Below are 23,394 nucleotides of genomic sequence, written 5' to 3' on the forward strand. Positions count from 1 at the left end.
TTCCTCAAACTGCGATTGATGGGGACAAGCTCCGACGTGTATCTCAATTATATGTTATAGGTCGTCGTATGTCTTAATCAAGATTAGCACCATGCAGGATTCGTGCGGCAGGCGCGTAAACCCGGATCCAAACAAAGCGCACGCGAGGCAGGTTGCGGCTGTGCTGTTTATGTTATAGGATGACCGATATCAAACGCAGTCATCCAAGGAAGCGAAATGTCTATCACCGGCGAAATGCTGATTGGCCGCAGGGCGGTACGCGGCGACGAAAAACCATTGCGTGCGTTCAATCCGACCACGGGCGCCGAGATCGCCGAGCCGGTCTTCGCTTCGGGCGCGGTCGCGAATGTGGACCTCGCCTGCGAACTCGCGCAGAAAGCATTCGACCCTTGCCGGCAACTGCCGCTCACGGTGCGCGCCGAGTTTCTCGAGCGCATCGCCGACGGCATCATGGCGCTCGGTGACGCATTGATCCAGCGCGCGCACGAAGAGTCCGGTTTGCCGAAGGCGCGTCTCGAAGGCGAGCGTGGTCGTACGACGGGGCAGCTCAAGCTGTTTGCGCAAGTCATACGGGCGGGGCAATGGCTCGCTGCAACGCTCGATTCGCCGTTGCCGGAGCGCAAGCCGTTACCGCGCTCGGACCTGCGTATGCAGAAGATTCCGCTGGGCCCGGTCGCTGTGTTCGGGGCCAGCAATTTTCCGCTCGCGTTTTCGGTGGCGGGTGGCGATACGGCCGCGGCACTCGCGGCAGGTTGCCCGGTGGTGGTGAAGGCGCATCGGGCCCACCTCGGCACGTCGGAGATGGTCGGCCGCGTGATTCAGCGCGTCGCACTGGAAATGGGCTTGCCGGAGGGCGTCTTCTCGATGATTGTCGGCGCCGGCAATTCGGTCGGTGAAGCGCTGGTCGCGCATCCGGCGATCAAGGCGGTGGGCTTCACGGGTTCGCGCGCCGGTGGTACCTCGTTGATGCGCGTGGCAGCCGCTCGTGCCGAGCCGATTCCGGTCTACGCCGAAATGAGCAGCATCAATCCGGTTTTCCTTCTGCCGAACGCACTTTCTTCGCGCGGCGAGGGGATCGCGCGTGGCTTTGTCGATTCGCTCGTGCTTGGCGCAGGGCAGTTCTGTACCAACCCGGGTCTCGCGATTGCCGTCGACAGCGATGCACTCAAAGGCTTTGTTGCAACGGCATCCGATGCGCTGAATTCCAAGCCTGCGCAGACTATGCTCACCGCGGGTATTCATGCCGCCTATGAAGAGGGTGAAGGCAAGCTGGCGGCTACCAGGGGTGTCGAGGCGGTTGCGCGCGGCATTGACACCACGGGCCCGACGCAAGCACGCGCCGCGCTGTTCGTGACCGACGCTCAAACGTTCCTCGCGACGCCCGAACTGGAAGACGAAGTCTTCGGCCCCGCGTCGACCATCGTGCGCTGCAAGGACGAACAGGAAATGCTGGCGGTGGCCGAGCACTTTGCCGGCCAGCTCACCGCCACGCTGCAGATGGACAGCGGTGATCTGTCGACGGCGAAAAAGCTGGTCCCGATCCTCGAGCGCAAAGCCGGGCGGATTCTGGTCAATGGTTTCCCGACGGGTGTCGAGGTTTCGCACGCGATGGTGCATGGCGGACCGTTCCCGGCCACATCCGATAGCCGTGCCACGTCGGTCGGTACGACATCCATCGAACGCTTCCTGCGTCCGGTGTGCTATCAGGATTTCCCGGCCGACCTGTTGCCCGAGTCGTTGGCAGACAGCAATCCACTGGACCTGTGGCGTCGCCGCGATGGCGAGATGACGCGCAGCTAAGCAGCGAGTTGGATAAAAAAATGGCCGGGGATTCCCGGCCATTTTTCTTGAGCGGCGACAGTTCGAATCAGCTGTTCGCTTCAGCAGCGTCGTTGGCGCGCCTCAGCCGCTCGCGGCTATTGGACAGGTGCATGCGCATCGCCGCGCGCGCGCCTTCCGCATCGTGCCGTGTGATCGCCTCGAGGATGCTTTCGTGTTCGAGGTTCACGAGCGACAGGTAAGCGTCCGGGTCCGCATGCGCGATTCCCGCCGAGTCGAGCCGGTTGCGCGGAATGAGCGCGCTGCCCATCTGCGTGAGGATGTCGACGAAATACCGGTTACCGGTTGCGCGAGCTACGGAGATATGGAACTGGAGGTCGGCATCGACGCTGTCGCGCCCATTGCGGCGGGTCGCCTCGATCGCGTCGAGCGCGGCGCGCATGCGTGCGAGGTCATCCGGTTTGGCGCGTTGCGCTGCCAGACCCGCGCACTCCGTTTCGAGGCTGATGCGCAGTTCGAGTATCGACAGGACGTCGCGCAAGGTGGTGGCCGGCACCATGTCGATACCCAGTTTTTCGCGCGGCGGCTCCAGCACGAAGCTGCCGATGCCGTGCCGCGTCTCGATGATCTTGCCCGCCTGCAAGCGCGAAATGGCCTCGCGGATGACGGTGCGGCTCACGCTCAGCGTGACCATCAACTGCGATTCCGTCGGTAGTTTGTCGCCGGGCTTCAAGGCGTTGGACGTAATCTGTTCAGTCACGTAGCTGACGACAAACTCGGCGAGATTACGAGCGCGTCGCGGCTGTGCTGCGGAAGCCATGGGTGTAGCCATCGAAAACGCCCCTCAAATCAAATAGTTGCAGACACTCTTTGCGTTTCATTATAGCGTTGTCTGACGACTGATTATACAAGCGCGCGATCATTTTCGACGCCGGCGCATGGCATCGCATGCGCCGGCTGCACGCTAGCGCCGGCGCAACTCGACCCGTTTGATGTCTTTCACGATCACGAGGTAGCTGAACACGGTCAGCAATGCATTCAGGCCCACGAAGACCAGCGCGCCATTGAACGATCCGGACTTCGCGACGAGATAGCCGATCACGATGGGCGTCACGATGCCGGCCACGTTGCCGAACATGTTGAAGATGGCGCCCGAAAGGCCGAGGGCTTCTTTAGGCGACGTATCGGCGACGACAGCCCAGCCGAGCGCGCCGAGGCCTTTGCCGAAGAATGCGAGTGACATGAGCGCGACGACGAGCCAGTCGGCGCTCACGTAGTTGCAGCCGATGATGCACACCGACAGCAGCATGCCGCCGACGATCGGCGCCTTGCGCGCGATCGTGAGCGAATGGCCGCGCCGGATCAGCGAGTCGGACAGGATGCCGCCGAGTACGCCGCCGGAGAATCCGCAGATGGCAGGCAGCGATGCCACCAGGCCGGCCTGCAGAATCGTCATGCCGCGAGCCTGCACGAGGTAGATCGGAAACCAGGTCAGGAAGAAGTAGGTCAGCACGTTGATGCAGTACTGGGCGAGATAGACGCCGAGCAGCATGCGATTGGTCAGCAACTGGCGCACGAGAAACCAGCCCCCGGCGCTGGCGACGTCGGCGGGTTGGGCCCTCTTGTGTCCGTTGACCACGCCGCCGCCCTGTTCGATGTGCTCCAGTTCGGCGCGCGAGACGCGTGGGTGGTCGGCGGGATTCTTCATCACCTTCAGCCAGGTGAGGGCAAGTATGAACCCGGCCACGCCCATCACGATGTAGACCTGATGCCAGCCGAATGCGTGAGTGAGCCAGGCCATCAGCGGCGTGAAAATAACCGCTGCGAAGTATTGGGCCGAATTGAAAATGGCGGATGCCGTTCCGCGTTCGGTCGTCGGGAACCAGCTGGCGACGACCTTGGCATTGGCGGGAAACGCCGGCGATTCGGCGGCGCCCATGGCGAAGCGCAGCACGAACAGCGCCGTGACCGCGGCGGCGGCACTTCCCAGCAAACCGATCGAGCTTTGCAGCAGCGTAAACAGCGACCACAGGAAAATGCTCGCTGCGTAGACGCGCCGCGCGCCGAACCGGTCGAGCAGCAAGCCGGCCGGCAGTTGCGACAGAACGTACGCCCAGCTGAACGCGGAGAAGATGTATCCCATCCTGATCGCGTCGAAGCCGAACTCGGCGCGCATCGCGGAGCCGGTCACGGAGAGCGTTGCGCGGTCCGCGTAATTGAACGTCGTGATGATGAAGACCAGCAGCAGAATCGTGTAGCGGACTCTGGTGCGCTTCGCGGCGTGAGCGGGACTCGCCGTGCGGCTCATTTCCATGGTCATCTCCTGAATCTTGTGCAGGGGAGAGGGCTCCCAGGCTTTGTGGTGCAGTCAGCCGCGGCGGTTCTTGCCGATCAACCGGATCGGCCGGTGCTTCGCGGGAAGCGTCAGGTGGCGATCCGGCGCTTTAAAGAACGCCCGGCGACGTTGCCGTCCCGGGCGCTATGGGCGGTGCCATGTGCGCGACCAGGCTCGCACGGTGCGCAGGGCGCTTACTGCGAGCCGAGCTTCTTGATGAGCGCGTCGAGCTGGCTCATTTCTTCTTCGGTCAGATCGGTCAGCGGCGCGCGCACCGGGCCGGCGCTATGGCCGACCAGCTTCGCGCCGGCCTTCACGATGCTGACCGCGTAGCCCGCGCGATGATTGCGGATCGCCAGATACGGCAGGAAGAATTCGTCGATCAGCTTGCCCACCGTGGCGTGATCGTCCGCGGCGATTGCGCGGTAGAAGTCCATCGCCGTCTTCGGGATGAAGTTGAACACCGCCGACGAGTACACCGGCACGCCCAGCGCCTTGTAAGCGGCTGCGTAGACTTCGGCCGTCGGCAACCCGCCGAGGTACGAGAAGCGGTCGCCCAGGCGGCGGCGGATCGACACCATGTTCTCGATTTCACCGACGCCGTCCTTGAAACCGATCAGGTTGGGGCAGCGTTCGGCGAGGCCTTCGAGCATGTCGGCGTTAAGCCTGGAATTCGCGCGGTTGTAGATGATCACGCCCATGTTCGGCACGGACTTGCACACCTCTTCAGCGTGCGCCGCGATGCCCTCCTGGCAGGCTTCGGTCAGATAGTGCGGCATCAACAGGATGCCGTTCGCGCCGTGACGCTCGGCTTCCTGCGCGTAGGCGATCGCCACGCGCGTCGGACCGCCCGCGCCGGCGAGGATCGGCACCTTGCCCTTGCAGACTTCGGTTGCCGTGCGCACAACGTTCGAATAGTCGTTGTGTGTCAGCGAAAAAAATTCGCCCGTGCCGCCTGCGACGAACAGCGCCGAGGCGCCGTAAGGAGCAAGCCATTCGAGGCGCTCGGCGTAAGTGTCGGCGCGAAAATCGCCCTGTTCGTCGAAGTCGGTCACGGGGAAGGAGAGAAGGCCTTCCGAAACGATCTGCTTCAGTTCCTGCGGTGTCGTCATGATGAGTATCCTGGGCGTTAAGTCTTGGAAATGGAGATTTCTTATATGTCATCGTACAACAAGAAATCGGCTAACTCAACGGTGATTTCGCGGCATAATGCAGGTTATAGGGTAAATACGGAACGCCTGCTTAAGCTTTCATGTTGTAGGATGACGTATGAATTTGGCATGATAGGCGTGAAATCGCCGCAAGGATCGATGCAATGGAACATTCCCCGCTCTACATTCGCGTTCATCCCAACGACAACGTCGCGATCGTCGTCAACGACGGCGGCCTGGGTGAGGGCGCTGTATTTCCCGATGGCCTGGTGCTGCGCGAGCGTGTGCCGCAAGGGCACAAAGTGGCGCTTGCGGATCTCCTGGAAGGCGACGAAGTCATTCGCTATAACGTGGTGATCGGCTACGCGCTCAAGGCTTTGCCGAAGGGAAGCTGGATCAACGAACACGTGATCCGGATGCCGAGTCCGCCCGGACTCGAAGATCTGCCGATCGCGACCATCAAGGCGCCGGACATGCCGCCGCTCGAGGGTTTCACGTTCGAGGGCTACCGCAATGCAGACGGCTCGGTCGGCTCGCGCAACATTCTGGCGATTACGACCACGGTGCAATGCGTGGCCGACGTGGTAACGCACGCAGTGACGCGGATCAAGGCCGAGTTGTTGCCGAAGTACCCCAATGTCGACGATGTCGTCGGTCTGGGCCACACCTATGGTTGCGGCGTCGCGATCGACGCGCCTGATGCGATGGTGCCGATCCGCACCGTGCGCAACATCAGTCTGAACCCGAATTTCGGCGGCGAAGTGATGATGGTCAGTCTCGGCTGCGAGAAATTGCAGCCGGAGCGTTTGATGCCGCCTGGCACGATCCCCATTGCTGCGGCCGCCAATGTCGCTGAAGTCGCTGACATTGGCGACGTTGAGGCGGACCTGAACGGCGACGTCGTCGTGCTTCAGGACGAAGCGCACGTCGGCTTCCAGTCGATGATCGAGTCGATCATGAGAATGGCCGAAGGGCATCTGAAGCGGCTGAACAATCGCCGTCGCGAGACCTGCCCGGCTTCCGACCTCGTGATCGGCGTGCAGTGCGGCGGCAGCGACGCTTTTTCCGGGTTGACCGCGAATCCCGCGGTGGGCTTCGCGACGGACTTGCTGGTGCGCGCCGGTGCGACGGTGATGTTCTCCGAAGTCACCGAAGTGCGCGACGGTGTCGATCAACTGACGGCACGCGCGGCAAACCCGGAGGTCGCCGCGGCGATCATCCGCGAGATGCAGTGGTACGACGATTATCTGAAGCGCGGCGGCGCTGACCGCAGCGCCAACACGACGCCGGGCAACAAGAAAGGCGGCTTGTCGAACATCGTCGAAAAAGCGATGGGCTCGATCATCAAGTCAGGCAACTCGGCGATCTCGGGCGTGCTGTCGCCGGGCGAAAAGGTCCGGCAGAAAGGCCTGATTTACGCGGCAACGCCCGCGAGCGATTTCATTTGCGGCACGCTGCAAGTCGCCGCGGGTATCAACCTTCACGTGTTCACGACCGGCCGCGGCACGCCGTACAGTCTCGCGGAAGTACCCGTCATCAAGGTGGCGACGCGCTCGGATCTCGCCCGCCGCTGGCACGACCTGATGGATATCAACGCCGGCACCATTGCAACCGGCGAGGCAACCATCGAAGACGTGGGTTGGGCGCTGTTCCGCCTGATGCTCGACGTGGCGAGCGGCCGCAAGCAAACCTGCGCGGAGAAACTCAAGCTTCACAACGCGTTGACGTTGTTCAATCCGGCGCCGGTGACCTGATTGCCGTATCGGTGTACGCACGGCCGGTATTTGCCACTCGAAGCAAATACGGAATCAAGCATGCAGGCCGCGCCGGTAGTCAGGTAGCGAGCAAAAAGTAATCACAAAACAGACAAAGACATGACCGATTCGACTCTTGAGCGCCCCGTGACGCAAAAACCCTTCCGGCGTCTTCTGCTAACCGGCGCGGCCGGAAATCTGGGGCAGCAGTTGCGCGGCGCGCTCGCCGCGTGGGCCGACATCGTGCGTGTGACCGACATCGCGCCGCTTGGCGACACGGCCGCGCATGAAGAAGCATCGATCGTCGACCTCGCAGATGAGAAGGCCGTTCACGCGCTGCTGGAAGGCGTCGACGCCGTCGTTCATCTTGGCGGCATTTCCGTCGAGGCGCCGTTCGAAGATCTGCTCGAAGCGAACATACGTGGCCTGTACAACCTCTATTCGGCCGCGCAGAAGCAGGGCGTGAAGCGCGTCGTGTATGCCAGTTCGAACCACGCGGTGGGGTTTCATCCGGTGACGTCGGTGCTCGATATCGACGCGCCGCTGCGCCCCGACAGCCTGTATGGCGTGACCAAGTGCTTCGGCGAATCGTTGTCGCGCTATTACTTCGACCGCTTCGGTCTCGAGACGGTGTGTCTGCGGATCGGCTCGTCGTTCGAGCAGCCGAAAAATCCGCGCATGCTCGTAACCTTTCTGAGCTATCGCGACCTGATCGAACTGGTGCGCTGCTCGCTGTTCACCAACCGGGTGGGGCACGCGATCGTCTATGGCGTGTCGGACAACCGGACCAGGTGGGTGGACAACACCAAGGCGGCGTTCCTCGGCTTTCGCCCGCAGGACAGTTCGGTCGAGTTCGAGCACCTCTTTCCGGCCAATGCGCCCACAGCGGACCTGGATGACCCGGCGCAGCGTTTTCAGGGCGGCCCGTTCGTGCTTGCTGGTCCGATGGAACCGAAACGGTGAGCGCGATGGAAAACGCACGAGCGGAGAGGGTCGAGGCAGCAGGGCAGTTGCCAGCACTGGTCGGCGAGAGCCCGGTGTGGCGCGCGGCGGAACAGGCGCTGTACTGGGTGGATATCCCCGCGCAGAAGATCGTGCGGTTGCGTCTCGACGCGGGCGAGCGGTCCGAATGGGTATTGCCGGAGAAGGTGGCGTGTCTCGCGTTCGATCATCGCGGTACGGTGCTGGCCGGCTGCGAGACGGGGCTCTTTGCGATCAGGTTGATTGAAAGCGCAGCCGGCGGTGAGCCGGTTGCGGTGACGGGAAACAAGCTTGCCGCGCCGGTCTTTCCGCTTGCCGGCATGCGTTTTAACGACGGCCGCTGTGATCGCCAGGGGCGCTTCTGGTCCGGCACGATGGTGCAGGACATGGCGGCGGCCAACCCTGCCGGTGCGCTGTATCGTTTCGATGCGCGCGGGGTGCTGTCGGCGCCGGTCGTCGACGCGCTGATCGTGCAGAACGGTCTTGCGTGGTCTCCCGAGGGCACGACGATGTATCTGTCCGACTCGCACCCTTCGCGCCGGCTGATCTGGGCCTTCGATTACGACATGGAGACAGGCGAGCCGCGCAACCGGCGTGTGTTTGCCGATCTGCATCGCTATTGCGGCCGTCCTGACGGCGCAGCTGTGGATGCCGACGGTTGCTACTGGATTTGCGCGAACGACGCCGGCCTGCTGTTGCGCTTCACACCGCAAGGCAAGCTGGACCGGCAGATTGCCGTACCGGCCGCGAAACCGTCGATGTGTGCATTCGGTGGCCGCGATATGGATACGTTATTCGTGACGTCGATCCGTCCCGCTGCGGGCGCGACCGAACACGACGGACATCTGTTTGCGGTTCGTCCTGGCGTGACCGGAATGACCGAGCCCGAATACGCAGGCAAACTATGAAACGCCGAGTAAACAGGGCGCCGGTCGTTGCCGCATTAAAGTGTTCGCGGCAAGTCGGGTCGGATATCAAGAAAACTCAAATTGGCCCAGCGCTTTTTTTCAATTTCTTTTAGATCACTATTTTGAACGCTTTTAGCGTCGCATTCTCGGCGGTTCTCAATAAATGAAATTGCGGGCCGGCGGCAGGGTTGATTTGTTTGCTCGGGCAATCTCGCGACGCCTTTCTCGACGGTCGTTCAAGTCCTCCGTTTCGTCGAATATCTAATTATTCATCACTTGTCGTACAACTTAACGGAAGCCGACGCCACTGTGCGGTCTCGACTGGATCTACGAAAAAATAGAGTATTCAGCGCACCTGGCGGGCTTGACGATCGACGCAGCACGCCTGCTGTCCCATGGCAGCATGCTGCCAATTCATCTTGCAGAACGCTTACCGTGCGGGTAAATACCGTCTGTACAACGACAACCTGGTTTTATAGACTTCATACGTCGTCGTACAACAAGCCGGTTTGGTGTTTCTTATCTCAAAAGTGTTTGAGCTGCTGAACAGGTGGGTAGTGCGCGTGTGTCCGCGATGTCGAACACGTCGACACGGCAAAGACCTCGTCACCCGAGAAGGTGGCGATCGTATGGCTGATAAAACAAAAAGCGGATTTTTCTGAGACCGAAATACGCGTTAAAAACCATCCCGCAGCATACGTAATCGATCGGATGGTCTATTTTTCAAGGAATGTCACAATGAAAAAGAAGTTTGCCTCTTCCCATGTTCCGATGATCATCGCGGCCTCTGTGCTGGCATTCAGTACCGCGTCGGCACACGCGCGTGTGTTCCGCGTGTCGGACGTGCATGGCGACACTTATCCGACCAACATGGCCGTGAAGTACATGGGCGAAGAGATCAGCAAGGCGACCGGTGGCAAGGATTCGGTGAAGGTCTTCGGCAATAGCGCTCTGGGTTCCGAAAACGATACGATCGATCAGGTGCGCATTGGCGCACTGGACATGGCCCGCTGCAATGGTGCAGCGTTCAACGAGATCGTTCCCGAGTCGATGATTCCGTCGCTCCCCTTCCTGTTTCGCGACATCGACCATTTCCGCAAGGTGATGTACGGCCCGGAAGGGCAGAAAATTCTCGACGCCTTCAAGGCGAAAGGCATGATCGCGCTGACGTTCTACGAGAGCGGCGCGCGTTCGATCTACACCAAGAAAGCCATCCACTCGCCGGCCGACATGAAGGGCCTCAAGGTGCGCGTTCAGCCGTCTGACCTGATGGTCGACGAGATCAAGGCGATGGGCGGCACCCCGACGCCGATGCCGTTCGCCGAGGTTTATACGGGATTGAAGACGGGGCTGGTCGATGCAGCGGAAAACAACCTCCCGTCTTACGAAGAGACCAAGCACTTCGAAGTAGCCCCCGTGTATTCCGAGACCCAGCATTCGATGACCCCGGAAGTACTGGTGTTCTCCAAAAAGGTCTGGGATACGTTGGCGCCTCAGGAACAGGACGTCATCAAAAAGGCCGCGGCCGACTCCGTGCCGTACTACGTCAAGTTGTGGACCGCGCGCGAAAACGATGCGAGCAAGACCGTCACCAAGGGCGGTGCGACGATCCTCGCGGCGTCGCAGATCGATCGTGCTGCTTTCGTCAAGGTCATGCAGCCGGTATGGGCCAAGTACGAAAAGACGCCGCAGATGAAGCAGCTTGTCGACGAAATCCAGGCGGTCAAATAAGGTTCGGAAACCAGGTGGCGGTGAACAGGCCGGCAGAATGATCTGCCGGCCTGTTCACCGCGCGGTTTCATGAATCGATGAAGTAGAACAGGATTCCTGAAGATTAAGGATAAGTCCGTTGTTTGCAAGGATGGGGTCAATGAGATTCATGAAACGCCCAAACGATTTTCTCGTCCGCGTGCTGGGTATCGTCGCGTCGGTAAGCCTGGCCGCGCTCTGCCTGCTTGTCGTCTACAGCGTCGTGATGCGCTATGTCTTCAGCGATGCACCGGATTTCGTCGAACCCATTGCCTTGCTGCTGGTGATCGTCATCGCCATGTTCGGCGCCGCGCTCAAAGTTCGCGAGAGCGGCCATATCGGGCTCGACTCGCTCGTCAAGAAATTGCCGCCGAAAGGTCAGGTCATCGCGGAGGCCTTCCAGCAGATTTGCCTGATCGCATTGTCCGTGGCAATTTTCCTGGGCTGTTTGCAGATGGCGGAAACCACGCTGGAAGACCGGATCCCGATTCTGGGCTTGCCCGAAGCTCTGCGGTACTTCATTCCGGTCATTGCCAGCGCCTGTATCGCGCTGTTCTCGTTCGAGCACCTTCTGGCGCTTTTCGCACGGAAACAAAAATAGAACATCATGGAACTTGCCATCCTCTCCGTCAGCTTCCTCGTTTTCCTCGTTTTCGGGGTTCCTGTTTCTTTCGCGTTGGGATTGTCGTGTGTCCTGACCTATCTGTATGAAGGCCTGCCGGCTGCCACGGCGATGCAGTCGATGATTTCGGGCATGAACGCGTTTTCGTTCCTCGCGGTCCCGTTCTTCATTTTCTCCGGCGAGTTGATGTTGCACGGTGGCATCGCCGATCGCATCCTGCGTTTCGCGCAGGCCACGGTGGGGCACTTTCGCGGTGGCCTCGGCATGGCCAACGTGGTCGCGTGCACGCTGTTCGGCGGCGTGTCCGGTTCGCCTACCGCGGATACGTCCGCGATGGGCGGCGTCGTGATTCCGCTGATGAAGCGGGAAGGCTATAGCGCAGCTTATGCGGTCAATGTCACCACGCACTCGTCGCTGGCCGGCGCGCTGATGCCGACGTCGACGAACATGATCATCTATGCGTTCGCCGCCCAAGGGATCACGGGAACCTTGAACGGGCACCCGATGAGCGGCGTCTCGATCGGCGATCTGCTGTTCTCCGGCCTGCTGCCGGTGCTGTGGGTGATGGGCTTCGTGCTGATTGCCGCTTACTGGCAAGCGGTTCGCTACGGCTATCCGCGACGCCCCGACGGCTCGACCGAATTGCAACGGTTTCCGGGCTGGTTCGCGGTGGGCCGCACATTCCTCGGCGCATTGCCCGGCCTGATGGTGATCGCGATCATCCTGGTCTGCGTGGCCAGAGGTATTGCGACCGCGACGGAGGCGGCAGCGATTGCCGTGGCTTACTCGCTGGTATTGACCATCATCGTTTATCGCACGATGACGCTGAAAAAGCTGTTCGTGGCGCTCTCCAAGGCGGCTAAAACCACTGGCGTGGTGCTGCTGCTGATCGGCGTGTCGAATATGCTGCGCTACCAGATGGCGTATCTGGAGATTCCCGACGCCATCGAACGTCTGCTCGACGGCGCGACGACCATCCCCTGGCTGATGCTGTTGTACATCAACATCATTCAGATTTTTCTCGGCACGTTTGTCGACATGGCGGCGCACATCCTGATCACCACGCCGTTGTTCCTGCCGATGGCGATGCATAGCGGCGTAGGCCCCGTGCAGTTCGGCATCATGATTCTGCTGAACTGTGCGTTGGGGCTCGTTCATCCGCCCATCGGGTCGGTGCAGTTCATCGGCTGTGCAATCGGCAATGTGTCGATTGGTGAAACTACCAAGGTGGCATGGCCGTATTACCTGGCTATCTTCAGCGCGATCAACATCGTGACCTATGTTCCGATGTTTTCAACGTGGTTGCCCAGCCTGATCAATGGACATCCGGTGTTTTGACGCGCGGATCTGGAATCGGCGATGTCGAGACAACGCCAGAGATGAACAATAAGTTTTTTAAAGAGGAGCAGAAATGAAAAAGGCATTGGCAACCTCCGCCCTGGGATTGGTCGCCCTCGGTGCGCACGCTCAGAGCAGCGTGACACTGTACGGGATCGTCGATACGGGGATCGGCTATCAGAGCAGCCAGACCTCGCTCGGTTCGACCTCGGGCGGCCGCTCGGTCGTCAAGATGGTCAACGGCATTTGGGCCGGCAGCCGCTTCGGCCTGAAGGGCGGCGAGGACCTGGGCGGCGGCACGAAAGCGATTTTCCAGTTGGAAGAGGGCTTTAACAGCGCGACCGGCGCACAGTCCGTTTCCGGTCTGGCGTTCAACCGTCAAGCGTATGTCGGTGTGACCAATACCACCTACGGTACGCTGACGGCAGGCCGCCAGTACACGTCGTACTACACGCTGCTGTCGCCGTATAGCCCGACCACGTGGCTGACCGGCGCGTACGGCGCACACCCGGGCGATATCGATTCGCTCGATACGCTGTACCGCGTGAACAATTCGCTGGTGTACACGTCCCCGAGCCTGCACGGCCTGACCGTGAGCGGATCGTATGCGCTAGGCGGCGTGGCGGGCAGCACGAATGCCGGTTCGACGTGGAGCGCGGCAGTGCAGTACCTGAACGGTCCGTTCGGTATCGCGGCAGGCTTCCAGCGCATCAATAACTCGACGCCGGGCGGCGGCGCGTGGGGCGCGGACTCCACCGCGTCGAATGCGGGCGCGCAGCCGGGTGTGTCGGGGATTAACAACGGCTACCAGACCGCGCAGGCGCAACAACGCGTCGCAGTGACGGGTGGTTATGCATTCTCTTCGCAATGGGACGTCTCGTTCTCGTATTCGAACGTGCAATACATCCCGGGCATCCACTCGGCGTTCCACAACGAGGCGATCTTCAACACCGCCGGCGCGGTGCTGCACTTCAAGCCGATCACGGTGCTGGATCTCGCCGCGGGCTATAGCTATACGCGTGCAACGCAGTCGAACGGCATCTCGAGTTCGGCTCGCTATCAGCAGTTCAACCTCTCGCAGTACTACAGCCTGTCCAAGCGTACCGGTCTGTATGCGCTGGAGGCCTATCAACGTGCGAGCGGCCAGACCCTGGTCCCGAACAAGGCCGGTACAGCCACGAGCATCATCAACGCAACTGCGGATATCGGCGATGGCCAGAACAGCGCGCCGTCGTCGTCACGCAGTCAGTTTGCTGCGGGTGTAGGCATCATTCACCGGTTCTAATCGGGTAGTGTGGTGGCGGCGTCTATTGACGCCGCCACGTTCAGGCGAACCGCTCCCTGCGCTTGCTTTAGGGGCGGAACAGATCGAAGCCGGCCAGCGCGACGACCCCACTTACGACGATCATCGACACCGAGTGCTGCCCGAAGTAAAGAATGGCCGCGGCCGACCAGGCCGCGATAGAGAAAGCTGCGATGTGTTTCATGAGATCAAAACCCCAAGGCTATCGCCAATAATCCACTCACGATCCCGCAAGCGACCACCGCCAACGCCACCACGGTCAACACGCGCTTGGGGAACGAACGCCCGAGCATAGCCATAGACGGCACGCTGATCAAAGGCAGCGTCATGAGCAAGGCGCCAGCCGGGCCGGCCGCCATGCCGAAGGCAAGCATCGCCTGAATGATCGGCACTTCGCCCGCAGTCGGAATCACAAACAATGTCCCTGCGATGGCGAGCCCGACGATCCACAGCAGACTGTTATCGATGTCCGGTCCAATGTGCGGAAACAGCCACGTCCGCGCGGCGCCCAGAATCAACACCAGCACGATGTATTCAGGAACCAGCCGGATCGTCATTCTTCCGAGGATTTTCACCCAGCGCGTGAAAGCGGTACCGGGATCGTCGTTCGCAACGAGTTGTGCCATGGCTTCGCGCGATGCCTGGGCTTCCTTCGGCGTGACCATTCTGTTCACGAGGTAGCCGAGGCCGAACACCATCACGAGGCCCAGCGCCAGCCGCAAGCCCATCCATTGCCAGCCGAGCACGAAGCCCATGAAGATCAGCGTGGCCGGATTGAGCGCTGTATTGCCAAGCCAGAATGCGATTGCAGCGCCCGGCGCAGCCTGACGGGCGCGCAAGCCCGCTACGACCGGTGCCGCGCAGCACGTACACATCATGCCGGGCAAGGACATCAGCCCGCCGTTGACCACGCTGCTGAAATCAGTGCGGCCGAGCACGCGCGCAACCCACTGCGGCGGAATCAGCGCCTGCACGGCCGAGCCCAGCAGAAGCCCCAGCACCATCGCTTGCCAGATCGCCTTGCCGTAGGCCAGCGCGTAATCGATGGCGGCCTGCCACGATGCCGCCGGCGCGCTCGACGACGTGCCCATCAGGATCGACTTGCCGATGGCGTGCTGGCTCGCGGCGACGAAAGCGCGGTTGTAGTAAGGGAACCACTTCACATAGAAGAGGCCGATCACGGCGATCAACAGGAACACGATCCAGCCGAGCGCGACACGGGGTTGCCGAAGCGTTGTTTGCATAGGGGCGTTCACTATAAATTTGAATCAGATCGAGGCGAGGGCGCTGCTGTCCAGCCGGGCAAGGAGTGCCTTCGCCTGTTCAACGACGTCGGCGTCATTGGGCCGAAAATTCATTTGCATCGCGTGCGGCAGTTGCACGAAATGTTGGTGGCTGCTGCGCGCGTACGCCGGATCGTAATGCCGTTCGATCAACTCGCTAGCGAGGTCGGCGCGCCTGTTTTCGTCGACGAGCTGCTGCCAGCTCGTCACACGCTCGCGGCTGTGCAGCCCGATCAGTTTTTGAAGCTGTCCTTTCAGCGATTCGGGATTGTCGAACAGATGCGCATAGTCATGCAGCAGAAATGCCGCACGATCTTCACGGTTCGACAACACCTCGATGCATGCACCCTGATGAAACGTCTCAAGGAGCGCGGGCGGCAACGTAATTGAACCGATCCGCCGGCTCTCCGCTTCGACGAACACCGGCTGCTCGGGATCGAACGCGCGCAGTGCAGTCACCAGCAGCGTATCGAAGCGCTTTTGCGAAGGCTGTGGGACGCCCGCCAAGGCGCCGAGCACGGACCCACGGTGCGAAGCCAGCGCTTCGAGGTCCAGCGTTTGAGCGCCAGCCTGGCTCAACGCGTCGAGCAGGCGGGTCTTGCCGCTGCCGGTCGGGCCCACCAGCGCGATATATTTGAACGTCTTCGGTAACGAGGCAAGGGTGTCGAGCGTTGCCCGTCGATAAGCCTTGTAGCCGCCGTCGAGCTGCCGCGCCGGCCAGCCGATCATGTTGAAGAGCGTCGTGACCGAACCGGAACGCTTGCCGCCGCGCCAGCAATAGATCAACGGCCGCCAGTTGCGCGGCCGGTCGGCGAAGGTCGTTTCCAGATGCCGCGCGATATTGCGTGCCACCAGCGCCGCGCCTACCCGGGTGGCTTCGAAAGGCGACACCTGTTTATACATGGTGCCGACCAGCACACGCTCTTCGTTACTCAGCACAGGCGCGTTCAGCGCGCCTGGAATGTGGTCTTCAGCAAATTCAAGGGGCGTGCGCACATCGATGATTTCATCGAAATCACCTGATTTATCGAGGCTGACGAGAAGATTTTTCAAGGGGAATACGGTCGATGCAGGCCGGCGGGCGGAGTCAAATTATCGCACGCGGCGTCATTGCCGCCGCGAAGCGCCAAAAGGAGCAGCGCCGGACCGGCAGCGCGCATCACCCGTCGCCCGTGACGGGCGCTTGCTCAGATCACTTCGACGCGGCTTGCGCCGTCGACCATCTCGCCGATGACGCACGCTTGACCGAATCCATCGGCGCGGAAGATGGCAAGAACGTCGTCGACCGCTTCCGCTGCGCACGAAACCAGCAGGCCGCCGGAGGTTTGCGGATCGGTGAGCAGGGTGCGGGCCGTCGGCGGCAAGGACGATGTCAAGGCGATAGCGTCTCCGTACGCAGCCCAGTTGCGTCCCGAAGCGCCGGTGAAAATCCCGGCCTCCGCGAACTCGACCACGTCGGGCAGCCAGGGTAAGTCTGCATAGCACACGCGCGCGGTCAGATTCGATCCGCGGGCCAGCTCCAGCGTATGGCCCAGCAGGCCAAAACCGGTGATGTCGGTGAGGGCATGGACGCCGTCCAGCGCTGCCAGCTCGGCGCCCGGCCGGTTGAGTTTGGTCGTGGCCGCGATCATGGCGGCGTAGCCATTTGAATCGAGCCGGTCTTTTTTCAATGCGGCCGACAGCACACCCACGCCCAGCGGCTTGCCGAGAATCAGCACATCGCCCGCCTGAGCCGCTGCGTTGCGTTTGACGCGCTGGGGATGAACCACGCCGAGCGCAACCAGGCCATAGATGGGTTCCACCGAATCGATGGAATGGCCGCCCGCGAGCGGAATGCCGGCTTCGGCGCACACGGATTCGCCGCCTTTCAGCACAGCCGCGATCACGTCGTGCGGCAAGACGTTGATCGGCATGCCGACGATCGCCAGCGCCATGATGGGCTTGCCGCCCATCGCGTAAACGTCGGACAGGGCATTGGTCGCGGCGATACGGCCGAAGTCGAACGGGTCGTCGACGATCGGCATGAAAAAGTCGGTCGTGGCGACGATCGCCTGCTCGTCGTTGAGCTTGTAGACGGCGGCGTCGTCGGCGGTATCGTTGCCGACCAGCAAGTCGGGGAAGAAGGGCAGTGGTGCGCTGCGCTTGAGCAGGTCGGCGAGCAGGCCGGGGGCGATCTTGCAGCCGCAGCCTCCGCCATGTGAAAGGCTGGTCAGGCGCGGGGAATGGGTCGCGTTTGCGGTGGTATCGGTCATTGGTGCGGATTTCGGGCGTGGTAGGACCACATTATGATGGTTGTTTCGGCCCGGCGCAGGGGTGGCGGACATACGTCGCCGGGCAATTCAGCAAAATACAGCAATACAGTCATGCGGCAATTCAGCTTCAAGTGCCCAAGGGGTTCGCTGCACAATTCGACATGGAACCCCATAATCAATTTCAGTACCTCAAAAAGCCGAGGCCATCAATGTCCCACATGTCCCGGCGACAGTTTCTGAAAGTCTCCGCCACCACGCTCGCCGGATCGAGTTTGGCCCTGATGGGCTTCTCACCGGCACCCGCGTTGGCGGAAGTCCGTCAATACAAACTGTCGCGCACAACTGAAACCCGCAATACTTGCCCGTACTGTTCGGTCGGTTGCGGCATCCTGATGTATGGGCTCGGCGACAACGCCAAGAACGCCAGGTCCAGCATCATCCATATCGAAGGCGATCCCGATCATCCGGTGAATCGCGGCACCTTGTGCCCGAAGGGCGCGAGCCTGATCGACTTCATTCATAGTCCGAGCCGTTTGAAGTATCCGGAATATCGCGCGGCTGGGTCGAAAGAATGGACGCGGATTTCGTGGGACGACGCGCTCGATCGCATCGCCAAACTGATGAAGGAAGACCGCGACGCCAATTTCGTCGAGACGACGGAAGACGGCAAGAAGGTCAACCGCTGGCTGACCACCGGCATGCTCGCCGCATCGGCCGGCAGTAACGAAGTAGGCTATTTGACGCACAAGACTGTCCGCAGTCTTGGCATGCTCGCATTCGACAATCAGGCACGTGTCTGACATGGCCCGACGGTGGCAGGTCTTGCCCCGACGTTTGGCCGTGGCGCGATGACGAACCATTGGGTCGACATCAAGAACGCGGACGTGATTCTGGTAATGGGCGGCAATGCGGCCGAGGCGCATCCGTGCGGTTTCAAGTGGGTCACGGAAGCGAAGGCGCATCGCAAGGCAAGGTTGATCGTGGTCGATCCGCGCTTTACGCGGACGGCATCGGTTGCGGATTATTACGCGCAGATCCGGACCGGCTCGGACATCGTGTTCCTCGGCGGGGTGATCAACTATTTGCTCACCAACGACAAGATCCAGCACGAGTACGTCAAGAATTACACGGACATGCCGTTCATCGTCCGCGAGGATTTCTCGTTCACGGATGGCCTGTATTCCGGCTACGACGCCGACAAGCGCAGCTACGACAAGAGCTCGTGGGACTACGAACGCGGCGACGACGGCTTTGCGAAAGTCGATCCGACGCTGCAGCATCCGCGCTGCGTCTATCAGTTGATGAAGCAGCATTACTCGCGCTATACGCCCGAGCAGGTTGAAAGGATCTGCGGCACGCCCAGGGACAAGTTCCTGAAGGTTTGCGAGATGCTCGCGTCGACGGCCGTTCCCGGACGCGCCGGCACGATCCTGTACGCGCTCGGCTGGACGCATCATTCGGTCGGCTCGCAGATTATCCGCACCGGCGCGATGGTGCAGTTGCTGTTGGGCAATATCGGCATTGCGGGCGGCGGCATGAATGCGCTGCGCGGTCACTCGAACATTCAGGGGCTGACCGACCTCGGCTTGATGTCGAACCTGTTGCCGGGCTATATGACGCTGCCGATGGAAGCGGAGCAAGACTTCGACGCCTTCATCAAGAAGCGCGCGAGCCAGCCGCTGCGGCCGAACCAGCTCAGCTACTGGCGCAACTATCGCGCGTTCCATGTCAGCTTCATGAAGTCATGGTGGGGCGATAACGCAACCGCCGAGAACAACTTCGGTTTCGACTATCTGCCGAAGCTCGACAAATCGTACGACATGCTGCAGGTTTTCGAACTGATGAACCAGGGCAAGATGACCGGCTATATCGCGCAGGGCTTCAACCCGCTCGCCGCGGCGCCGAACAAGGCGAAGATCGGCGCGAGCCTGGCCAAGCTGAAGTGGCTCGTCATCATGGATCCGCTCGCCACCGAAACGTCCGAGTTCTGGAAGAATTTCGGCGAGTTCAACGACGTCGACTCGTCGTCGATCCAGACGGAAGTCTTCCGTCTGCCGACCACGTGTTTCGCGGAAGAGCGCGGCTCGCTGGTCAGCTCGAGCCGGGTGCTGCAGTGGCACTGGCAGGGCGCGGCTGGCCCGGGCGAATCGAAGAGCGATCTGGAAATCATGTCGGGGCTGTGGCTGCGCATCCGCAAGGCTTATAAGGAGAAAGGCGGCAAGTATCCCGATCCGATTCTCAATATGAGCTGGCCTTATGCGGACCCGGAAAGCCCGACGCCTGAAGAAATCGCCATGGAGTTCAACGGCAAGGCGCTCGCCGACGTCACCGATCCAGTCGACAAAACCAAAGTGCTCGCTAAAAAAGGCGAACAGTTGCCGGGCTTCGCGCTGTTGCGCGACGACGGCAGCACGGCGAGCGGCTGCTGGATCTTCTGCGGAGCGTGGACCCAGGCGGGCAACCAGATGGGCCGGCGCGACAACGCCGACCCGACGGGCATCGGGCAGACGCTCGGCTGGGCATGGGCATGGCCGGCAAACCGGCGCATTCTGTACAACCGGGCGTCATGCGACGTCAGCGGCAAGCCGTTCGATCCCACCCGCAAGCTGATCGCGTGGAACGGCAAGACGTGGACAGGGGCGGACATTCCGGACTTCAAGGTCGATGAACCGCCGGAAAACGGCATGAATCCGTTCATCATGAATCCGGAGGGCGTCGCGCGTTTCTTCTCGCGCGACGGTCTGGTGGAAGGACCGTTCCCCGAGCACTACGAACCGTTTGAAACGCCGCTCGGCTACAACCCGCTGCATCCGGACAACAAGGCAGTCGTCAGCAATCCGGCGGCGCGCGTGTTTCCGGACGACCGTGCCGCGTTCGGCACGCACGAGAACTTTCCGCATACGGCCACCACCTATCGTCTGACCGAACATTTCCACTACTGGACCAAGCACGCGCGCCTGAACGCGATCGTGCAGCCGCAGCAATTCGTGGAAATCGGCGAGGATCTGGCGAAGGATATCGGCGTGGTCGCGGGGGATCGCATCAAGGTGTCGTCCAATCGCGGGCATATCGTGGCTGTCGCGCTGGTGACCAAGCGCATCAAACCGCTGATGATCGAGGGGAAAAAAGTCCAGACAGTCGGGTTGCCGTTGCATTGGGGCTTCAAGGGACTCACGAAACCGGGCTATCTCGTCAATACGCTCACGCCTTCCGTGGGCGACGGGAATTCGCAGACACCCGAATTCAAGTCGTTCCTCGTCAAGGTCGAAAAGGCTTAGGGAGCTGAGATGGCACTGCAATCACTGGATATCAAACGCCTCTCGGCCACCACCCTGCCGGAGCCGCAAGTCCGCGAGCCGGCTACAGGGACGGTCGCCAAGCTCATCGATGTTTCGAAGTGCATCGGCTGCAAGGCGTGTCAGACGGCGTGTATGGAATGGAACGATCTGCGCGATGAAGTGGGTGAAACCACCGGCATCTACGACAACCCGCGCGATCTGAGCGAGCATTCGTGGACCGTCATGCGCTTTTCGGAGTATGAGAACACGGAAGGCGATCTCGAATGGCTGATCCGCAAGGACGGCTGCATGCATTGCGAGGATCCCGGCTGTCTGAAGGCCTGTCCTTCGCCGGGCGCGATCGTGCAGTACACCAACGGCATCGTGGATTTTCACGAGGAAAACTGCATCGGCTGCGGCTATTGCGTGACCGGCTGCCCGTTCAACGTGCCGCGCATTTCGAAGAAGGACAATCGCGCGTACAAGTGCACGCTGTGTTCGGACCGTGTGGCTGTCGGCCAGGAACCTGCTTGCGTGAAGACCTGCCCGACCGGCGCGATCATGTTCGGTACCAAGGAGGACATGAAGCAGCAGGCGGCGGATCGGATTGTCGATCTGAAGGAACGGGGTTTCCAGAACGCGGGCCTGTACGACCCGGCCGGGGTGGGCGGCACGCATGTGATGTACGTGCTGCATCACGCCGATAAGGCGAACCTCTATCACGGCTTGCCGCAGAATCCGAAGATCAGTCCGATGGTTATGCTCTGGAAGGGGCTCGCGAAACCGCTGGCGCTGGCAGGCATCGCGCTTGCGGCCGTGGCGGGTTTCTTCCACTACACGCGCGTGGGTCCGAACGAGGTGACCGAGGCGGAAGAAGCCGAAGCCCAGCGCGAAGCCGACGAAGCACGCCGTTCCCGGGAGTCGTCTGATGAAACACACTGACCTGAAAGACGTGAAGGGCAACAGCCGGATCGTGCGCTACACGCCGAATGAGCGTACGAATCACTGGATCACCGCCATCACGTTCATTTTGCTGGCGCTCTCCGGACTCGCCATGTTTCATCCGGCGATGTCCTGGCTCTACGCGATCTTCGGTGGCGGGCAATGGACGCGGATCTTGCATCCGTTCGTCGGTTGCGTGATGTTCATCTCGTTCCTGATTCTTGCGCTGCGCTTCTGGCATCACAACTACCTCGACCGCGCCGACATTCAGTGGATGAAACAGATCGGCGACGTGCTCAACAATCGCGAGGAAAAACTCCCGGCGATCGGAAAGTACAATGCCGGTCAAAAGCTGCTATTTTTCACTATGGTGGTCTGTTTGCTGCTGTTGCTGGCAAGCGGCATCGTGATCTGGCGGCGGTATTTCTCGATCTATTTTCCGATCGATATCATCCGCTTCGCGGCAGTTGTGCACGCGGCGGCTGCGTTCGTGCTGATTGTCGGCATCGTCGTGCATATTTATGCGGCCTTGTGGGTCAAGGGATCGGTCGGCGCGATGACACGCGGCACCGTGACGTACGGCTGGGCGAGAAAGCATCATCCGAACTGGTTCAAGGAGATAATCGGCAAGTAGCGCTGCGCGTTTTTTACCGCACTGCAACCGGGCCGCCGTCTTTGTTCGATGAACTGCGGCGGCTCTTCAGTTTTCAGAGGTCGATACTTTGGTTCAACGCATCCTTGAAGCCGGCGATATCGAGTCGCTCGATCACTCGGCCATTCCTCGCATTCGTACACCTGAGCGCCTGGCGGTATTTTCGGCTCGTGCCGCGCGGCTGCGCCAGCTGGCGGCGCTCGGCAATCCGATCGCCGGCTACTTGCGGCTGATGGCCGCGCTTGCCGACGCGCAGCAAGCAGTCATGACAGGCTTCAAGGCAAAGCCGCCCGGCGCCGAATTGATCGCGAGCGCGCAACAGCATTCGATGCCGCTGATACCGGCGCTGTCCGGTGTGCGCGATCCGGCGTGGCACGAGGTTCTGATTCAGTTGCTCGACAAGCTGCAAGCCGCCGGCCCGCTCACGCCACCGCTCGAAGCGCTCATCGCAAAGCTTAGAACGCTCGATGCCGCCACGCTCGAATCCCAGGCTGACGCGATCTTCGCGCAGCGTTTCGCCGAAGTCGATCCGGCGAGTGCGCCGTTCATCATGGCCGCGCTCCAGGTGGTCTGGACCGACCTCGCTGCCGATATCGACAAACGCGACGTCCCGTACCTCGAAACGCTCGGTCTGTGTCCCGTTTGCGGCGCTCATCCGGTGGCGAGCACGGTTCGGATAGGCGGCGCTTACGACAACTACCGCTACCTGCAATGCGGCCTGTGCGCTACCGAATGGCACATGGTCCGGACGAAATGTTCGAATTGCGACTCGACCAAGGGCATTGCGTATCACACGCTCGGGTCGCCGGACGCCGATGCCGCCACGAAAGAAGCCGAATCCGGCAAAGCGGCTTTGAAGGCGGAATCGTGTGACGAATGCCATACTTACCGGAAGATTGGCTATCAGTCGAAGGACTACGATTTCGATCCTTTCGCGGACGATCTCGCCAGCCTCACGCTGGACTTGCTGATGGGAGAGGAAGGTTACAGGCGGGCGTCGCCGCACCCGTGGCTCTGGCCGGAACAGGCCGACACCGCTGCCGACCCTTCCAGCGAGTCCGACTAGA

The 23,394-nt window shown here is 61.1% G+C and carries 19 protein-coding genes; 12 read left to right on the top strand and 7 right to left on the bottom strand.

Going from position 1 to position 23,394, the window contains the following annotated elements:
* The first annotated feature begins 216 nt into the window (after positions 1-216).
* Positions 217-1,800, top strand: a complete 1,584-nt coding sequence (locus tag SB772_RS11565) for an aldehyde dehydrogenase (NADP(+)) (protein WP_410833397.1) — start codon at positions 217-219, stop codon at positions 1,798-1,800.
* A 67-nt stretch (positions 1,801-1,867) separates the two neighbouring features.
* Here the strand turns inward: SB772_RS11565 and SB772_RS11570 are convergent, their stop codons facing one another.
* The 3 genes from SB772_RS11570 to kdgD all read right to left on the bottom strand — a co-directional run bounded on the left by SB772_RS11570 (position 1,868) and on the right by kdgD (position 5,226).
* A complete protein-coding gene (locus SB772_RS11570) occupies positions 1,868-2,611 on the bottom strand; it encodes a FadR/GntR family transcriptional regulator (protein WP_410833398.1) in 744 nt (247 codons plus the stop codon).
* A gap of 132 nt (positions 2,612-2,743) precedes the next feature.
* Entirely contained in the window at positions 2,744-4,093 is a 1,350-nt protein-coding gene (locus tag SB772_RS11575; RefSeq protein WP_410833399.1) for an MFS transporter, read from the bottom strand.
* A 215-nt stretch (positions 4,094-4,308) separates the two neighbouring features.
* On the bottom strand, positions 4,309-5,226 hold the full coding sequence (gene kdgD / locus SB772_RS11580; protein ID WP_410833400.1) for a 5-dehydro-4-deoxyglucarate dehydratase: 918 nt from the start codon (positions 5,224-5,226) through the stop codon (positions 4,309-4,311).
* A 203-nt stretch (positions 5,227-5,429) separates the two neighbouring features.
* Between kdgD and garD the strand changes: the two genes are divergently transcribed.
* From garD to SB772_RS11615, 7 genes are all read left to right on the top strand, one after another.
* The gene (garD, locus tag SB772_RS11585; protein WP_410833401.1) at positions 5,430-7,019 is read left to right on the top strand and encodes a galactarate dehydratase; all 1,590 of its coding nucleotides are present in this window, start codon (positions 5,430-5,432) and stop codon (positions 7,017-7,019) included.
* A 120-nt stretch (positions 7,020-7,139) separates the two neighbouring features.
* Positions 7,140-7,982, top strand: coding sequence for an NAD-dependent epimerase/dehydratase family protein (locus SB772_RS11590; protein ID WP_410833402.1), 843 nt, complete (start codon positions 7,140-7,142; stop codon positions 7,980-7,982).
* 5 nt (positions 7,983-7,987) lie between these two features.
* Positions 7,988-8,908, top strand: a complete 921-nt coding sequence (locus SB772_RS11595; RefSeq protein WP_410833403.1) for an SMP-30/gluconolactonase/LRE family protein — start codon at positions 7,988-7,990, stop codon at positions 8,906-8,908.
* Positions 8,909-9,646: 738 nt separating this feature from the next.
* Entirely contained in the window at positions 9,647-10,639 is a 993-nt protein-coding gene (locus tag SB772_RS11600) for a TRAP transporter substrate-binding protein (protein ID WP_410833404.1), read from the top strand.
* A gap of 139 nt (positions 10,640-10,778) precedes the next feature.
* Entirely contained in the window at positions 10,779-11,258 is a 480-nt protein-coding gene (locus SB772_RS11605; protein WP_410833405.1) for a TRAP transporter small permease, read from the top strand.
* A gap of 6 nt (positions 11,259-11,264) precedes the next feature.
* Entirely contained in the window at positions 11,265-12,617 is a 1,353-nt protein-coding gene (locus tag SB772_RS11610; RefSeq protein WP_410833406.1) for a TRAP transporter large permease, read from the top strand.
* 73 nt (positions 12,618-12,690) lie between these two features.
* A complete protein-coding gene (locus SB772_RS11615; RefSeq protein ID WP_410833407.1) occupies positions 12,691-13,902 on the top strand; it encodes a porin in 1,212 nt (403 codons plus the stop codon).
* A gap of 67 nt (positions 13,903-13,969) precedes the next feature.
* On the opposite strand, the gene SB772_RS11620 is transcribed toward SB772_RS11615, so the two are convergent.
* From SB772_RS11620 to selD, 4 genes are all read right to left on the bottom strand, one after another.
* Positions 13,970-14,104: a hypothetical protein gene (locus SB772_RS11620; RefSeq protein WP_410833408.1), complete on the bottom strand. Its 135-nt coding sequence runs from the start codon at positions 14,102-14,104 to the stop codon at positions 13,970-13,972.
* Between the two features lie 4 nt (positions 14,105-14,108).
* Positions 14,109-15,164 carry a permease gene (locus SB772_RS11625; protein ID WP_410833409.1) on the bottom strand — a complete coding sequence of 352 codons (1,056 nt, stop codon included), beginning with the start codon at positions 15,162-15,164 and terminating at the stop codon, positions 14,109-14,111.
* Between the two features lie 24 nt (positions 15,165-15,188).
* A complete protein-coding gene (gene mnmH, locus SB772_RS11630) occupies positions 15,189-16,256 on the bottom strand; it encodes a tRNA 2-selenouridine(34) synthase MnmH (RefSeq protein ID WP_410833410.1) in 1,068 nt (355 codons plus the stop codon).
* A 134-nt stretch (positions 16,257-16,390) separates the two neighbouring features.
* Entirely contained in the window at positions 16,391-17,455 is a 1,065-nt protein-coding gene (gene selD / locus SB772_RS11635) for a selenide, water dikinase SelD (RefSeq protein WP_410833700.1), read from the bottom strand.
* A 209-nt stretch (positions 17,456-17,664) separates the two neighbouring features.
* Between selD and fdnG the strand changes: the two genes are divergently transcribed.
* The 4 genes from fdnG to fdhE all read left to right on the top strand — a co-directional run bounded on the left by fdnG (position 17,665) and on the right by fdhE (position 23,393).
* Positions 17,665-20,733 carry a formate dehydrogenase-N subunit alpha gene (gene fdnG / locus SB772_RS11640; RefSeq protein WP_410833411.1) on the top strand — a complete coding sequence of 1,023 codons (3,069 nt, stop codon included), beginning with the start codon at positions 17,665-17,667 and terminating at the stop codon, positions 20,731-20,733.
* Positions 20,734-20,742: 9 nt separating this feature from the next.
* Entirely contained in the window at positions 20,743-21,675 is a 933-nt protein-coding gene (fdxH, locus tag SB772_RS11645; protein ID WP_410833412.1) for a formate dehydrogenase subunit beta, read from the top strand.
* A complete protein-coding gene (locus SB772_RS11650; protein WP_410833413.1) occupies positions 21,662-22,309 on the top strand; it encodes a formate dehydrogenase subunit gamma in 648 nt (215 codons plus the stop codon). Before fdxH ends, SB772_RS11650 begins: the two co-directional genes overlap by 14 nt.
* 88 nt (positions 22,310-22,397) lie before the next feature.
* Positions 22,398-23,393, top strand: coding sequence for a formate dehydrogenase accessory protein FdhE (fdhE, locus tag SB772_RS11655; RefSeq protein WP_410833414.1), 996 nt, complete (start codon positions 22,398-22,400; stop codon positions 23,391-23,393).
* The last annotated feature ends 1 nt before the right edge of the window (position 23,394 follow it).

The organism is Paraburkholderia sp. SIMBA_030 (assembly GCF_046535245.1).
Taxonomy (GTDB): domain Bacteria; phylum Pseudomonadota; class Gammaproteobacteria; order Burkholderiales; family Burkholderiaceae; genus Paraburkholderia.